Annotated in this window: 15 protein-coding genes; 11 read left to right on the top strand and 4 right to left on the bottom strand. The window is 53.6% G+C overall.

The window, feature by feature from the left end:
- The first annotated feature begins 6 nt into the window (after positions 1-6).
- From NW747_RS04375 to NW747_RS04325, 11 genes are all read left to right on the top strand, one after another.
- A complete protein-coding gene (locus NW747_RS04375; protein WP_273188146.1) occupies positions 7-1173 on the top strand; it encodes an exonuclease SbcCD subunit D in 1167 nt (388 codons plus the stop codon).
- Complete coding sequence (locus NW747_RS04370) at positions 1170-3791, top strand: AAA family ATPase (protein WP_273188145.1); 2622 nt, start codon at positions 1170-1172, stop codon at positions 3789-3791. The genes NW747_RS04375 and NW747_RS04370 overlap by 4 nt, the downstream gene beginning before the upstream one ends.
- A 1044-nt stretch (positions 3792-4835) precedes the next feature.
- A complete protein-coding gene (gene dnaB / locus NW747_RS04365; protein WP_008860556.1) occupies positions 4836-6275 on the top strand; it encodes a replicative DNA helicase in 1440 nt (479 codons plus the stop codon).
- Positions 6276-6887: 612 nt separating this feature from the next.
- Positions 6888-7649: a uracil-DNA glycosylase gene (locus NW747_RS04360; RefSeq protein ID WP_273188144.1), complete on the top strand. Its 762-nt coding sequence runs from the start codon at positions 6888-6890 to the stop codon at positions 7647-7649.
- A gap of 17 nt (positions 7650-7666) precedes the next feature.
- Positions 7667-8887 (top strand): L,D-transpeptidase, encoded by a 1221-nt coding sequence (locus NW747_RS04355; RefSeq protein WP_273188143.1) that lies wholly within the window; start codon positions 7667-7669, stop codon positions 8885-8887.
- Between the two features lie 304 nt (positions 8888-9191).
- Positions 9192-9605: a hypothetical protein gene (locus tag NW747_RS04350; RefSeq protein WP_273188142.1), complete on the top strand. Its 414-nt coding sequence runs from the start codon at positions 9192-9194 to the stop codon at positions 9603-9605.
- Positions 9606-9677: 72 nt separating this feature from the next.
- On the top strand, positions 9678-10565 hold the full coding sequence (locus NW747_RS04345; RefSeq protein ID WP_273188141.1) for a hypothetical protein: 888 nt from the start codon (positions 9678-9680) through the stop codon (positions 10563-10565).
- Positions 10566-10643: 78 nt separating this feature from the next.
- Positions 10644-11579 carry a winged helix-turn-helix domain-containing protein gene (locus tag NW747_RS04340; RefSeq protein WP_273188140.1) on the top strand — a complete coding sequence of 312 codons (936 nt, stop codon included), beginning with the start codon at positions 10644-10646 and terminating at the stop codon, positions 11577-11579.
- On the top strand, positions 11576-12760 hold the full coding sequence (locus NW747_RS04335; protein ID WP_273188139.1) for an MBL fold metallo-hydrolase: 1185 nt from the start codon (positions 11576-11578) through the stop codon (positions 12758-12760). Before NW747_RS04340 ends, NW747_RS04335 begins: the two co-directional genes overlap by 4 nt.
- Positions 12757-13266: a hypothetical protein gene (locus tag NW747_RS04330; protein WP_273188138.1), complete on the top strand. Its 510-nt coding sequence runs from the start codon at positions 12757-12759 to the stop codon at positions 13264-13266. Before NW747_RS04335 ends, NW747_RS04330 begins: the two co-directional genes overlap by 4 nt.
- A gap of 118 nt (positions 13267-13384) precedes the next feature.
- The gene (locus tag NW747_RS04325) at positions 13385-13975 is read left to right on the top strand and encodes a nitroreductase family protein (protein ID WP_008860553.1); all 591 of its coding nucleotides are present in this window, start codon (positions 13385-13387) and stop codon (positions 13973-13975) included.
- 82 nt (positions 13976-14057) lie between these two features.
- Here NW747_RS04325 and NW747_RS04320 read toward each other — a convergent pair whose 3' ends face one another.
- From NW747_RS04320 to NW747_RS04305, 4 genes are all read right to left on the bottom strand, one after another.
- Positions 14058-14441: a type II toxin-antitoxin system death-on-curing family toxin gene (locus NW747_RS04320; RefSeq protein ID WP_008860552.1), complete on the bottom strand. Its 384-nt coding sequence runs from the start codon at positions 14439-14441 to the stop codon at positions 14058-14060.
- Positions 14438-14677, bottom strand: a complete 240-nt coding sequence (locus tag NW747_RS04315) for a type II toxin-antitoxin system Phd/YefM family antitoxin (protein WP_273188137.1) — start codon at positions 14675-14677, stop codon at positions 14438-14440. Before NW747_RS04315 ends, NW747_RS04320 begins: the two co-directional genes overlap by 4 nt.
- Positions 14678-14873: 196 nt before the next feature.
- Positions 14874-15350 (bottom strand): MlaD family protein, encoded by a 477-nt coding sequence (locus tag NW747_RS04310; protein WP_273188136.1) that lies wholly within the window; start codon positions 15348-15350, stop codon positions 14874-14876.
- A gap of 513 nt (positions 15351-15863) precedes the next feature.
- Positions 15864-16307 carry a universal stress protein gene (locus NW747_RS04305; protein ID WP_273188135.1) on the bottom strand — a complete coding sequence of 148 codons (444 nt, stop codon included), beginning with the start codon at positions 16305-16307 and terminating at the stop codon, positions 15864-15866.
- Between the last annotated feature and the right edge of the window lie 27 nt (positions 16308-16334).

The following is a 16334-nucleotide window of genomic DNA, read 5'->3' as shown; positions in this document are numbered from 1 at the left end:
GCAGCCATGAAATTTATCCATACAGCAGACTGGCATCTGGGGAAGCTTCTGAAGGAGCACAGCATGACAGAGGACCAGGAATGGCTTTTAAACAACCGGTTTCTTCCCCTGGTGGACGAAGAGAAGCCCGATGTGATCCTTCTCTCCGGCGATGTGTACGACCGCTCCTATCCGCCGGAAGAGGCAGTGGAGCTTTTTGACCGGATGACCGAGGAAATCGTGGGGAAGCGGAAAATCCCCTTTATCATCATCAGCGGCAACCATGACAGCGCCGAACGGCTGGCTGTGGCCAGCCGCCTTTTGAAGTGGCAGGGCCTTTATATTTTCGGTCCCCTCACCCGCCTTTTTCCGGTGATTCTGGAAGATGCCGATGGAAAGGTGGCCTTCTGTCCCCTTCCCTACGCCGAACCGGCCCGGGTGCGGGTCATGATGAATACCCTGGGCCTTAAGGGAGCAGACCAGGTGCATTCCTATGAAGAAGCGGAAACGGTGCTGTCCCGCTATCTTCTTTCCCTTCTCCCGGCAGAGCCCCTGCGGAAGGTGGCTCTGGCCCACGCCTTTGCTGCCGGCGGCACACCGTCGGAGTCAGAACGTCCCCTTTCCATCGGCGGCTATGACCGCATCAGCGATGCTGTTTTTGAGGACTATGACTACACCGCCCTGGGCCATCTCCACAGGCCCCAGAAAACGCAGAAGGGGTCGGAGAAAATCCAGTACAGCGGCAGCCTCATGCGCTATTCCTTCGACGAGGTGAACCAGAAGAAAGGTGTCATCGTCGGCGAACTGGACAAAGAAGGGAAGGTGCATACCACTTTCCATGAAATGGTGCCCCGCTATCAGGTGCGCTGCATGGAAGGCGCCTTCGACACCCTTATGGGAGAGGAAACAGAGCCCTCCGACGATTACCTGCAGATCCGCCTCAATGATGAAACGCCGGTGATTGACGCCATGCCCAAGCTGCGGACGAAGTTTCCCCACGCCCTGGGAGTGGAGCAGGATATGGGCTACCGGGAAGATGAAGGAAGCCGGAATATCCGTCTGGAGCAGATGAGCGATGAAGACATACTGAAACGGTTCGTCCACCAGTTCCGGGACCGGGACCTCACAGAAGAAGAGGAAAAACTGGCCCTTCAGACCTGGGATACCGTGTACAGAAAGGAGAATGCACAATGACACCGCTGAAGCTGACCATGCGGGCCTTTGGCCCCTACGCGGGAGAAACTGTGATTGACTTTGAGAAACTGGACGGGCGGCACCTCTTCCTGATCTGCGGCCCCACCGGCGCCGGAAAGACCACTATTCTGGATGCCATGTGCTATGCCCTCTACGGCAAAACAAGCGGCGACCGCACCGGCAGCCACATGCGGAGCGACTACGCCTCCACCGCCCAGAAGACAGAAGTCATTTTTGATTTCAGAATCGGCGATAAAACCTACCGGGCCACCCGGAGCCCGGAGCAGACCATCGACAAGAAGCGGGGCAAAGGACAGACCAGGGCTGCCATGCAGGCCTCCCTGTCGGAACTGGAAGAGGGCCGGGAAGTGCGTACCATCCGCACCGGCGTGGAAGAAGCGGCAGGAAAGCTCATCGGCCTCAACGCCAGCCAGTTCTGCCAGGTCATCCTCCTGCCCCAGGGGGATTTCCGAAAACTTCTGGTAGCCAAAGCAGACGAAAGAGAAGCCATCTTAAAGCAGCTCTTCAAAACCCAGCGGTTCTCCGATTTCCAGAACGAGCTGCGCCTTTCCCTGAATGACCTGCTGAAGCGAAAGGCTGCGGAAGACACGGAACTGTCCGCCACCCTTTCCATGGCCTCCGTATCCGGAGAAGAAGAGCTTCGAAAGGAAATGGAACAGACCGCTTCTTTCCTTCAGGAAATGGGAAAGAAAAGAGAAGAAGAAGAAAAGACCTACGCCCGCTTCCAGAAAGACTACCAGAAAGCAGCCGTGCTCTCCACCCATTTTGAAACCCTGGCCCGGGCAGAGGCCCAGCTGAAGGACCTTCTGGGTCGGGAAGAGGAAATGAAAAAGGCGGAGGAAAGTATAAAGTACATCCGCTCCGCCCGGGAACTGGCCCCTTATTTTGAAAATCTAGAAAAAATTTCCAAAGACGGGTTGCTGGTCAGAAAAGAAATGGACCGCTGCCAGACAGCAAGAGATGAGGCCGCCAAAGAGAAGGAAAAGCTGGCTGAAAAATCGAAAGAACTGGAAGCCCGGAAGACAGAAGTGGAAAAGGCCCGCCAGAAATCGGCGGAAATGGTGCAGTGGATGCCCAAGGCCAAAGCCTACGGCGCCACCCTGCGGGAAGTGAACCGGCTCACCGAAAAGGTCATGGAAGCGCAGGCAGAACTGCAGAAACTGAATGACAAAGCGGAAGCAGATAAGAAAATCAAGGAAAAGGCGGAAGCCGAAGCAGAGAGCCTCCGGCGGGACTACATCTTCGGCCAGGCGGCCATTCTGGCCAGCCAGCTGAAAGAGGGAGAGCCCTGCCCGGTGTGCGGCTCTATCCACCATCCTCGCCCTGCCGTTTCAGACAAAAAGCTCCCCACAGAAGAAGAAGTGAGGAAAGCCCAGGAAAAGGCGGCCAAAGCGGCAGAAACCTGGAGCGACAGCACCCAGCTGGCCCAGCAGTACCAGGTCTCCGCCTACGTATCTGCCATTTCTGAACAGGGCTATGCCCAGGCCAAAATGAAAACCCTGGAAGACGTGCCGGAATCCTTCAGAAAACCCATAGCCCTCCGGAATGCCATCCACCGGCTCCATGAATCCATCCAGCTCTGGGAAAAGGAAACAGAAGACACTGCCAAAGCCCGGGAAACCGCCTCTTCCGCCTATGCTGCCGCCGATGCCGGATATAAGGCAGCCTCTGCCCAGCGGGAAAAGCTGGCAAAGGACTACGGGGAATGGAAAAAAGCACTGGAAGAAAAATCCAAAGAAGCAGGTTTTGAGAGCCTGGCCGACTGCCGCAGCTGGTACGTAAAGCGGGACTTTGAAAAAACGCTGACCCGGGATCTGGAAACCTACCGCCGCCTGCGCCAGGGCGCTGAAAAAGTAGCAGCCGACGAAAAAGATTTCCTCAAGGACAGCCAGAAGCCCGACATGGCCCATCTGGGGCAGGAAGACCAGGACCGCCAGAACGCCATCCACCGCATGGTGAAAATGATTTCCGACGGGGAAAACAGGAAAAAACTGCTGGAAGACACGGCGGCCAAGGTGAAAGACATTGCAGAGCGCCACGAAAAGACCCTTCAGGACGCCAGCCTGGTATCGGGACTTTACAACCTCACCAGAGGCGAAAAATCCCGCATCACCCTGGAGCGATATGTGCTGGGCGCCCTTCTGGACGAAGTGACCAGGGCGGCGAACCTGCGCCTTTTGGACATGAGCCACCACCGCTACAGCCTTCACCGCATGGCCGGCGACAGTGCCGACGGCAGAGGCGGCCTCACTCTGGAAGTATCCGACAGCTACACCGGCCGCTCCCGTCCTGCCAACACCCTCTCCGGCGGTGAGACCTTCCTGGCCTCCCTCTCCCTGGCCCTGGGCCTGGCGGACGTGGTACAGGCCAAACAGGGCGGCGTGAGACTGGATACCATGTTCATCGACGAAGGCTTCGGCACCCTGGACCCCGAGGCATTGAACAGCGCCATGAACACCTTGATCGACCTGCAGAACACCGGCCGCCTGGTAGGCATCATCTCCCACGTGCCGGAACTGGAAGAACGGATCGACGCCCGGCTGAAAGTGACGCCGGCAGAAAAAGGCAGCAAGGCGGAGTTTGAAATACTGGAATAAGAGTGTGTCATTCGCGGTGTTTTCCTCTATGTCCGAAAATCGATAAAAGGGGCGCCGCTGGCGCGGCAGGTTGTGTAGAAGGGGTTTCAGAAAAAGGTGCTTAAGATTGACCGGCCCTATGGGCCGGAGGGTTCTTAAGTTTGACGGCCCTTCGGGCCGAGGGTTGTGGATTGCCCTTCGGGCAATACTTATAAAGTCAGCGTTACGGGATTGGCTTTATGAGTCATATACTATGAGAAGCATTCTAGTGATTAGCCGCCACGCGGCTCCCCCTTATCCGGCTGCGCCGGACTTTCCCCCATCCGGGGGACAGAATAAATCGCTCTATGCTTTCCTGTAGAGACATGGCCTCATGGCTAAGCATCCATAGTGCCCCCGCTTGCGGGGGAAAGGTGGTGGCGCCAGCCACCAAAGGGGGAAACTGCGGAATAGTACATGAAATATATGCCTCTCTGTTTTTCCTCTCCATACTTCTCGTTTCCCCTTGAGGGGAACGCCTCGAAGAGGCAAAGGGTGTACAAGGCAGAGCGTCGATTTGACACCCCATCGCTATCCTGACCGCCAATCGGCGGCCTGTGTCATTTTGCTTCTTACCCTTGGACACACCTTCGGTGTGAGGGTTTAAAGGGTTCAAAGGGTTCAAAGGATTCAGAGGGTTCAGAGGGTTGTATAGAAAGGTTCTTACGATGGACCGGCCTGGCGGCCGGAGGGTTCTTAGGTTTGACGGGCCTTTGGCCCGAGGGTGGTGGTGGCGCCCTTCGGTGCACAGCGAACACATTTTGCACTATGCGAACTGGATTTGTAAGGGAGCATCAGCGACCTGAAAATCCAGTGAGTCAGTGACAGCAGAGGATGAAGGAGCGCTAGCGACGCGCAAAATGTAGTGAGTCGTTTCCCCTTTAGGGGGCGCAGATTATAAAAAAAGGGGCACCGCTGACGCCGCAGGCGGCCACCCCTCCGAAGGCCCGGCCCCTTTTCATCTCCTATTTCCCAAAAATATGATAGAATAATAAAAATATATGTCCTACGAAAGGAGGCATTTTTTTGGCTGATACCTTTGACGGTAAGAACTTCCAGAAAAAGGAATGGAAGAAAAAATCGAATACTGATACCATGATCGTATCCCGGGTGCCTCCGCAGAATATTGATGCGGAAAAATCGGTGCTGGGCGCCATGATGCTGGACAAGGATGCCATTCTGACAGCCGAGGACCTCCTCACGCCGGCCGATTTCTACCGGGAAGCCAATGCCATTATTTTCCAGGCCATTCTGAACCTGTCCCACCGGGGCGAACCAGCGGATATTCTGACGGTGACGGAAGAATTGAAGCGCATGGGGCGGCTGGACGATGTAGGCGGCGTGCTCTATGTGAATGAGCTGCCTGCCAACGTGGTGACCACCAAGTCCGTGGACCGCCATGCAGAAATCGTAGCGGGCAAGGCCAAGCTGCGCCGGCTCATTGACGCCGCCGGCACCATTGCCGACGAAGCCTATTCAGAGCGGCAGGACGTGGCGGATATTACGGATGACGCGGAGAAATCCATTCTGGAGGTGACCCGGGACGAAAGGCGTTCCGATTTCACCCCCATCGGCGAAGCCGTGCAGTCAGAGCTCCAGGAAATCACCCGGAAATTCAGGAACAAGGAATCCATCACCGGCCTGGCCAGCGGCTTCCCCTCCCTGGACGCCCTCACCAGCGGCTTCCAGAAAGGCGATTTCATCATCGTCGCCGCCCGCCCGTCCATGGGTAAAACGGCCTTCGTGCTGAACATTGCCAAGAACATGAGTATTTCCTCCGCCCATCGGAGCGTAGCCTTCTTCTCCCTGGAAATGTCCCGGGAACAGCTGGTACAGCGTCTTCTCTGCTCCACCGCCCTGGTGGACAGCTCGCGCCTGCGCACCGGCCGCATTTCCACCCAGAAAGAATGGGACCAGCTGGCCAACGCCGCCAGCGTGCTCATGGACGCGCCCCTCTATATCGACGACACGCCGGGCATTTCCGTTTCGGAAATCCGGTCCAAGTGCCGCCGCCTGAAAGCGGAGCACGGCTTGGACATTATTATGATCGACTACCTCCAGCTCATGCAGGCCAAGAACGTTTCCCGGAACGGAGACAACAGGCAGCAGGAAATCTCGGAAATTTCCCGCTCCCTGAAGAGTCTGGCCCGAGAGCTCAATGTACCGGTCATCGCCCTGTCCCAGCTCTCTCGAAGCGTGGAATCCAGGCAGGACCATCGTCCCTTCCTTTCGGACCTCCGTGAATCGGGCTCCCTGGAACAGGATGCGGACATGGTGAGCTTCCTGTACCGGGAGGCTTACTACAACAGGGAAATCGAAGACGATGACCCCCGGAAAAATGAAACAGAAGTGATTCTGGCAAAGAACAGAAACGGCCCGGTGGATACAGTGAAACTCCACTTCGCCGGCCAGTTCACCCTGTTCTATGAAATCACCAACCAGGAACCGCCGCCAGATATGCAGTAGTTTGAGACATGGGTGGTGAGATGCTGTATTCCCGAGCGGTGTGTAAAGGGGGGGCGCCGCTGACGCGGCAGGTTGTGAAAAAAGGTTGCGTCGCTCCGCTCAGGGGGCGGCTGACCGCTATCGGCTATCCACTATCCGTTGGCTGATTCGCCAGAATGCTTATCATACCATATGATACAGCAATGTCATCCCGTAACGCTGACTTTATGTTCATCGCCCCCTAAAGGGGAAACGACTCACTACATTTTGCGCGTCGCTAGCGCTCCTCCATCCACTGCTGTCACTGACTCACTGGATTTTCAGGTCGCTGATGCTCCCTTACAAATCCAGTTCGCATAGTGCAAAATGTGTTCGCTGTGCACCGTAAGGGCGATACCACCACCCTCGGCCTGAAAGGCCGTCAAACTTACGAACCTTAAGAACCTTCGGGACGAAGTCCCGTCAACCCTCACACCGAAGGTGTGTCCCAGGGCGATACCTTAACCCTCAGGCCGCAGGCCTGTCAAACCTGAGAACCCTCGGGGCGAAGCCCCGTCAATCTTTAGAACCCTTCGCGCCCAAAGGGCGCGGGGCCGCCAAAGGCGGCCCATTATAAAGAATCGGGTGATACCATTGGATTTATTTGGACATGAAGACCCCGAAGAATATGCGGCACGCCGCCATCGGGAACTTTATGAAGAGACGGAGAAGATAACCTATCCTTCCCATGAAGCCCTGGCAGAGGCCATCCGAAGCTGCAGCCGCTGCCCTCTCCGGAAAGAGGGAGGTCTGGGCCCCGTGCTTTCCACAGGACCGTCCGACTCGCCTCTCATGATCGTAGGGGAGGGCCCCGGCGGGGTGGAAGATGATTACGGAGGACCCCTGGTGGGCCCCTCCGGACAGCTTCTGGACAAAGCCCTCCTTTCCGTAGGCATTACCCGGGACCATGTGTATGTGACAAACATCGTCAAATGCCGTCCCCGGGGAAACAGGACCCCCACCATGGAAGAAGGGCGGTTCTGCGGCTCCATCTGGCTGGCAGCGGAAATCGCCCTGGTAAAGCCCAAAGTCATCGTCGGCCTTGGCAAAGTGGCCCTCCGCTTCTTTTTGGGCCACGAAGCCGGCATAATCCGCTCCCGGGGCCACTGGATCGACTATCACGGCATACCGGTGATGCCCACCTTCCATCCCGCCTACCTCCTCCGGCAGAGCGGAAGAAGCCTGGTGGACGCCAAATGGCAGGTATACTACGACCTGCTGGCAGCTAAAGAAAAAGCAGCCGCCCTCTCGCCACAGTGGGTATGGAAAAGCGAAACCATGCCGAACCTTCTGGAAAACCTCACAGAAGAGAGGAAACGGCGGCATGAAGGAAATCATATATCATCATTACAATAAAAAAGGGGATTAAATCAGTGAAACACATCATTCTGGCAGCGGCCCTCTGCGCTGCCCTGGGGACCTGCGGCCTGGCAGAAGTCAATGCCGCCGAAGAAGTATGGAACGGCCACGAAGAAGTGACTGTAATCAAAGGGAAAATCCTGAGGACCGAAACCGTAAAGAAAGCAGACCATCACAAGAAAATCCAAAAAACAGAGAAAAAAGAAAAAGCAGAAGGAGAAAAAGGAGCTACCTCAAAGGAAGCGCCGGTCCTTGCTGTAAAAAAAGAAGCCAAAGCCTCTGCTGCTGAAACAGCCGTAAAAGAGGCCAAACAGGCACCAGCTGTGGAAAAAGCAGCAGAAACGGCACCAAAAGACGCAGAAGCCCTGAAAAAAGCACCGGAAAAACCTCGTTTTGAAGACAAGCGCATTGAAATCAACCTGGCCAGCCGCCTCCTCACCCTCTACCAGGGAGACGTGGGCATCCGCATGTATCCCATTGCCCCCGGCAAGCCCTCCTCTCCCACCCCCACCGGCAGAAGAACAGTGGTGGACATGGAAATCAACCCCACCTGGATTGACCCCGACAGCGGCACCTCCATCCCGTCAGGCCCTGACTGCCCCATCGGCTACCGCTGGATCGGCATCGGAGGCAACTACGGCATCCACGGCACCAACGTGCCCTCTGCCATCGGCACCTACGCCTCCCACGGCTGCGTCCGCATGAACGAAGCAGACGTGGAAGACCTCTACGCCCATATCGTGAAAGGCATCCCTGTGGATATCCTCTATGAGCGGGTCGTAGTGCAGCGGGAAGCAGACCACACCGTAGTTTACTACATCTACCCCGACGGCTACGGCAAAGAGCCCCTGGACGTGAGCAAAGTCAAGGCCAAACTAGCCCCCTTCGGCGTGGCCTCCTGCGTATCGGACGATGACATCAAGCAGGCCATTGAAGCCTCCGATGGAAATCCCAGATACGTGGCCAAGGTTTACGACATCTACCTGGACGGCAGGAAACTGGATGCCAGAGCCTTCGGCAAAGACGGCCATATCTACCTCCCCGTCATGCCCCTGGCCCGGGCCGCCGGCATCAAAGCCGACTGGTCCTCAAACTGGAACCAGATCCGCACCCCCTATGGCAGCGCCAAAGCGATTCTGAAAAACCGCTCCCTCTTAATCGACGCCGCCGACGCCCCTGCCCTCCTCCACCTCACAGGAAGCCTGGATGAGAACTATAACTATCAGATGAAATAAAAAAATCCCCCCGTGCATTGGCGCCGGGGATTTTTTTATGGGAAAAGTTTCCTGCTTTGTGTAACGCCACTGGTGTTTCTTTCCGACAGGAAACTTTGGGCATAAGGTTTCCTGCCCGGCATGACACCACTGGTGCTTCTTTCCAACAGGAAACTAGGGGCAAAGAGTTTCCTGCTCTGCTGAAATGCCGCTGCTTTACGGCGGACCTTACAAAAACAACAGAACATCTTGACTTTTTTGAAAATGTAGAGTGCAATAATATCAGAGGCGTGAAAATACGCCTCTGAATTAAGGGGGCTTACAGATGAAAGCAACGTATTCTGGCTTTATTACGGACAACAAAAACTGTTCCGGCTTTGAGTTCAATACGGATGCGAACAGAATATTTGATTTTCTGAGCCAAGATGAGATCATCATTAAAATGGCTGAATATGCAGATCAAGGCAAACCAGCTCTTGCCGGCTGTGTCTTGGAGCTAGAACAATTTTATGAGGAAATGGATAATCCGACGATCGACTTCAGCGATGGGTTCACTCGGACTGTTGTCGGTCGCATGATCAAGAGCATCTTAAAGCCATTCGGGTATCAGGTTGAAAAGCAAAAGGATTTCCCGAAAAACCGGAAGGGAAAATATTTTGTTTCAGCATCTTGTTACAAGCTCGACACAAGTGAAGCAACCATGCGCATTGTGAAAAGAATTGAAGAAATAGAAATATAGTATTCCATAGTCGGTTGTCATTTTTTGACCTGAATCGTATTTATATAGAGAAATGAAAGGGGAATATGAATCATGGGACGAAAATATACCAGGACTGAGACGATTGCACAAATAGAAGAAGCCGCAAAGGATATGTCAACTTTTTACACGGCTGCCTGCATAAATCATGCCGGAACGACTTATAAAGCCGATGGTGCCAGGTACTACACAGAAATCATTTCTGAGTATTTGTTGAAACACTACAATTTATTTGATCAGATTCAAAAAATCAAACATGGGAACTACAAAATTGGCTCGCATAACGGAACAACGCCTCGCGAAACTTCTAACCGAAAGGAAGAACGAATCGCACTGGCTTTAGCCCAGAAAAAGGTACTGAACCCACTCGGCGAGGTCATCGATTATCAAGTTCCGCTGAAAAGCAAGCAAAGCGATCGAGCCGGTAAAATTGATTTGATGACTTTCGACGAATCCACAGGGATTTTGAGACTGATTGAGTTAAAAGCACCTAAGAGCAAGGAAACATTGCTTCGCTGCGTTTTGGAGATTTACACTTATTACAAGACGGTGGATATGGACGAGCTGTTAAGAAGTTACGGTTTAGATGGTAAGTACAAGGAAGTTCGGATTTGCCCGCTATTTTTCAAGGGAAGCACCCAAAACAACGAATATAATACATTAGGCAATCGCGGAAACCTTGTTGGACTGATGGACAAAATGAGTAATGATGGCGTCAAGGTCGAGTTACTCCGGTTTCCTTTTGAAAATATCGAAACGGTATCACCAAGCACTTCTTATGCAAATGGTGTCACTGGTTGTGATGCTCTTTGCACCCCAGGGGCGATCATTATCATTCCTACCGTAAAGAGCCCCAATGCCGCTCCGCTTGATTTAGAAGAAGTTCCTGACTGTGACACGGGAACGCCATCAAAATGGGAAATCGAAATTTTGGATTATTAACTTTTCAACTCTACCACCCTGTTGTCGCGGCGGTTAGCTATACTGCCATCAAGAAAGACAGTAGGAGGACAATTTTTTATGGATGAGCAGCAAATAAACGAAAACAAAACCCTGTCCGGCGACGACATTGCCTGTCCCAACTGCGGCAGTCACAATGTGCGCTGCGTACCGTACCCCAAGGTGGAGTTCGGCGCATGGTTTATCCTGTGGCTGGTTGTTGCGTTCGGCGGATATATGATCTCGGTGTTTATTACGATCGCGGGCATCTTGTTCTGGAGCATTGCACTGGTTATCCGGCTCAAACAGAACAAGCTGGCGAAACAGTACATTCGGATGCAGTGCATCACCTGCAAAGAGAGCTTCGATGTGGCGCGAGGTTCGCTTACGAAAGGGGGGCGGCGGTCAATGACGCAGGACTATCGCATCAACACATTCGGCTTGACGCAAAAACAGAATCAATTTGTAAGCGCAAATCTTCCCGTGCGGTACTGCGAGCTTTACATTGCCGATACCCCCACAGATTTGATTGCCATAAACTGCGAGGCGATGATCGTAAACGCATCTGCGATGGAGCAGGACGACGCGGATATGATCTTCGGCTACTATCAGGAGGTCAACGGCTGCACCGATGAGACGATCCTCTGGCTTGGCGAGCCGATGCCGCCCAAGGCAGCGCAAAAGTTCTTCAAATGCTGCCCGGACTTTGACGCCATCACGGACAAGCTCAAGTATCTGCTGCTTTCTGCCCACAGCCGCAGCAGAAAATCGTATGAATACAGCGAGAAGCTGGTAAACGGTCTGAAAATTCTGTCCCTGATCCGCAAGCGCCCCGGCATTTCCACTCAAACGCTGACAGAACTGACAGAGCTGCCGCTTCGCAACGTGCAGCGGTATATTTCCGCGCTGCAAGCCACTGGGGAATGGACCGAGTATGACCGCTCGCTACGCGGGTGGAAGCTGTTTCACGGCTTTTCCATCCTGTATGGTGACGTTTGGGAGGAGGATTCGGAATGAAGCTCTGCATCCATCGCGGCACACACCAGATCGGCGGAATCGCTGCCGAAATTGCCACAGAAACAACGCGCATTCTCATCGACATGGGTGATGAGCTATCCCTTGACCCGGGCTTTGTGTCCGCGCCGCTGCACATTCCGGGTGTGACCGACGCGAACGGACGCTGCGACGCGGTGCTGTTTACCCATTACCACGGCGACCACACAGGGCAGATGCTTCGCATCCGTCCAGATATCCCGCTATATGCCGGTGCGCTGGCGAAGGATATTATGCGCCTGTCCAGCGCGCATAGTTGGAAGAAGGATGAAGTGCTCTGCAAGCGAATCGAGACCATCCGCACTTTTTCCGCAGGGATGCCGTTTCTGATTGGCGACATTCAGATCACGCCGTTTGGCATTGACCATTCCGCTGTGGACAGCTATCTGTTCCTCATCGAAGCGGACGGCAAGTGCATTTTGTATACCGGCGATTTCCGGCTGCACGGGGTGCGGGGCAAGACAATGGACAAAATTCTGGACCGTCGGATTGGAAAGGTCGATGCCATCATCACCGAGGGGACGACGGTATCCCGCACGGACGTCAAAACCGTCACAGAATGGGAACTGCAAGCGCGGGTAAGGAACTATTTGCAGCAGTACAAATATGTATTCGTGCTGTGTGCGACCACCAATCTGGACCGCATTTTTGCGCTGGCGCGCGCCGTGCCGCGTGGAAAATACTGCATCTGCGACGACTATCAGAAAATGCTGGTTGAAACCGTGTCAAAACATTGGAGCGGGATCTCGTCCTTTTATGAGATGCCGAAACTTCTATCCTTCAAACACCACCCACCGGCGCGTTTTGCGGAGCTGGGCGGACTGATGTTCGTCCGCGCCAATTCAAAGTTTGGAGCGATCATCTGCCAATATGATCCGGCACAGAGCATCCTTCTCTATTCCATGTGGGACGGCTACCGTACAAAACCCGGCAGCACCATCCCCGATTTTCTGGCGCTGACCGACACATGGGAAACGCTGCACACCAGCGGTCACGCCTCGCCGGAGGATCTGCGCCATGTCATTGAAAAGGCGGACCCGCAGCTTGTGATTCCGATGCACACGGATGCGCCGCAGAAAATGCAGGCGCTTTGCCCTGACCGAACGGTTGTCCTCCTAAAGGACGAAGAGGAGCTTTCCCTATGACGAATGATGTTTTCTGTATCGGACTGACGAGGACGGAGCTACAAACGCTGCGCGTGCTGCTCCCGACCACCTTCCCGATTCTGACCACAGAGCCGGATGCACTGGATGAGGCGATGATCGAGCATATTGCAGAGCAGGCACGGTGCATGGTGCTGAACCAGAAGTGGCTCACAGCGGCGCAGTTGGAGGAATTTTTGTATGCGCAGCGCAGGCTTAACGGCATGACCGAAACCATGCCGTTCCTGAGAAATACGATATTACTTTCTTATGACACCCGCTCTTTGGCGCCGGGGATTTTTTTAGGGGAAAAGTTTCCTGCTTTGTGTAACGCCACTGGTGTTTCTTTCCGACAGGAAACTATAGGCATAAGGTTTCCTGTCCGGCATGACACCACTGGTGTTCCTTTCCGACAGGAAACTATAGGCAAAGAGTTTCCTGCTCTGCTGAAACGCTGTCATCTCCTGCCAGACAGGAAACTTTTCGCGAAGGGGTTCCTGCCCTGCTGAAACGCCGTTGCTTTACGGCGGACCTCCTTCCACGATTTCCAACACTAAAGCCTCAAAACGGTGTATAATGAAAAAAGCATAATCACAAGGATCAAATATCAGGAAAGGTGGAAATACTATGTACAATCTGATTTTCAAAAGACGAAGCGTCCGTTTCTTCAAGGACACCGACATTTCCAAGGTAGACATGCGCGAAATCCTCCGCGCCGGCATGTGGGCCCCCTCTGCCAAGAACCGTCAGCCCTGGAAATTCATCGTAGTGAAGGGAGAAAGCAAGAAAACGGCACTGGCCCTCATGGAAAAGGGCATTGAAAGATCAGAAAAAGGTGAAGGCGTCTTGGCCGGAGCACCGGAACTCTTTACCAACGCCCGCTTCACCCTGCAGTGCATGAAACAGGCACCGGTACTGGTATTCATCGTCAATCCCCAGGGCCGCCCCCTCACCGACAACTGGACTGCCGCTGAAAAAATCCACGAACTTTCCGACGTACAGGCCATCGGCGCCGCTGCCGAAAACATGGCCCTCCAGGCTACCTCCATGGGCATCGGAAGCCTGTGGATCGGCAACATCTTCTTCGCCTACGACGAACTCCATGACTGGCTGGGTGAAGGGGAAATGGTCATGGCCATGTCCTTCGGCTACCCCAACCACAACCCCTGTCCCCTGGCAAGAAAGAGCGAAGACGACGTCATCGAAGTCCGGCTCTGAGAATAGCAAAAAGCACGGCCCCCGGCCGTGCTTTTTTAGTTGCCCATCCGATATGACGCTGTTAGATTTTACTGTATAAAAGCTAATTATTATCCTCATGATTTTTAATCCAGGTCAATAAGTCAGACCGGCTTTTGTCCCCAGAGGCTATCTGAAGAACAATCGTGTAAAGCTCCTCTTGGGTATATGTCAGCATAATGCCATTCAGCGCAAGAAACACAAGCATAACATGAACTCCCAGTCTTTTATTTCCATCTACCATTGCATGATTTTCAATAAGACCATATCCCAGGCAAGCCGCCTTTTCCTCTATCTCCGGATATAATTCAAATCCGTCATAAGTCTGAAAAGGCGCGGAAAGTGCTGAGTCTAAAAGCCCTTCATCCCTCATTCCCCTGGTTCCACCAAATTGATTGACCATATCGTTGTACATTCGAAGTACTTGTGCTTTGGTCAGTTTCTTCATTTAGCCAATACCTCATAAGCAGTCCGATTCTGTTGCATCAGTTTTTTAGAAATGGCTTCCACCTCTTCATCGCCGGCAGTTCCATCCTCTAAGGTATCAAAATTCAGAATCAGATAGCGGGGCCGGTTATTTTTCATAATCACAGCCGCCCCTTTTTCATCCACCATGCGTGCTACTTTAGAAAAATTACGATTTGCTTCGGTCATGGGAATTATGGTATTCGTATCAATGCGCATAAAAATCACCTCTCCTTCATTATATCAGAAAGGAGGCAGTTTTGTAGGATAAATTTATCCTACAAAACTGCCTCCTTAAAAATTTCCTATTTCATGGCGCCGCTGTCATTTCGAGGGTCAAAAGCGGAGCCCCAAAATCTCCCTCCACACATGACGTGGCTGCAGCTCGCACCAGCTCACCAGCTCACTGTATCACTCATTTCTCCTTAAATTCCTCTATATTTCCCTGCAGACTTTTTGCCGTATCCATGAGGCGGCCGGCCTTTTCCATGAGCTCATCCATGCGGTCATTCTTATACTCCTGCACCGTCATGCCGTCGGACAGATTCCTGCTTCCCGGACGGCCGCCGGAAATCTTCACATAGAGATCTCCCACCACGCCGGAACTGTCGATGGTAAACCTGGCATCCTCCGGAATCACCGTGCCCTCCCGGATATCCAGATCCAGCACCGCCTTCCCATCCTTCACATGAATCCTGTGCACCCGGCCCACAGAGACCCCGGCATAAAGCACCTGGGCATGATCCCGGATGCCCTGGGCATTGTCAAAAACGGCATGAATCTCATAAAAATCCTTGTGGAACCAGCGGGAAGGCTCAAGAAATAAGCCGGCTGCGCCGATGAAGAACAGCAGGATAAATGCCACGATGCCTATTTTCGTTTCCCGGCTCATTTCTACGCCTCCTTACTTTAGAAAAGGTTCTTAAGATTGACCGGCCCGATGGCCGGAAGGTTCTTAGGTTTGACGAGGCTGATGCCCCGAGGGTTAAGGAGGCCGCTTCGCGGCAGCTTGTAAGCCGCTTTGAGACCCCGCGCCCTCTGGGTGCGGAAGGTTCTAAAGATTGACGGGGCTTCACCCCAAGGGTTCTCAGGTTTGACAGGCCTGCGGCCTGAGGGTTGTGGTATCGCCCTATCGGGCGATGAGTATATGCTGTGGAGGTCCTGCATAGGACCTCCAAGTCAGCCGAAGTTGGCCCTTAGCCTGCCCATTAAAGGGCCTTCCTTTTAATCGGCTGACCGTTTTCGGCGGCAACGCTGCCTCTGGCAGCGAAAACTATACAACCACGCCTTCGGTGCAACCCGACGGCGGCTTGAACCCGGGCGCCTAAGGCGCCTGAACCCTCCTGCCTTCGGAAATATTGTCCAGCAGACAATAGCAGCAGTAAGCGGCCAGCTGCCAGCGGTCTTACTTAATCAGCAGTACCGGGCACTTCACGTGATGCACAGTGTAGTAGCTCACACTGCCAAGGAACATGGAAGAGAAAGAATTTCTTCCGCTGCTGCCCATGATGATAAGGTCTGCGCCGTCATTCTCGGCAGTGAGGGCGATCATCACCTCCGGCGAACCCAGGAGGATTTCCTGATGCACCTTCACCCCCTCCGGCACCCGTTTCATGAGACGGGCCAGCACGGAGGCTCCCTTTTCCTTCAGCGGACTGGTATCATCATTCTTTTCATTGAAATGGACCGTGAAATCCGGGGTACTCATGCCCTCCCCGTTGGCCACATAAATGACATGCACCTCTGCTTCAAAAAGCTTTGCCATGTCCATGCCGTAATCGAAAGCCCGGTCTGACATTTTCGAATCGTCCACCGGAATCAGAATCTTATGTATCTCTCTATCTATCATAAAAATCCCTTCTTTCTGCCTGGGGAA

This window comes from Dialister succinatiphilus, assembly GCF_928721695.1.
Taxonomy (GTDB): Bacteria; Bacillota; Negativicutes; order Veillonellales; family Dialisteraceae; genus Dialister; species Dialister succinatiphilus.
The sequence above is the reverse complement of the archived record's forward strand: the minus strand, read 5'-3'. Positions and strand labels throughout refer to the sequence as shown.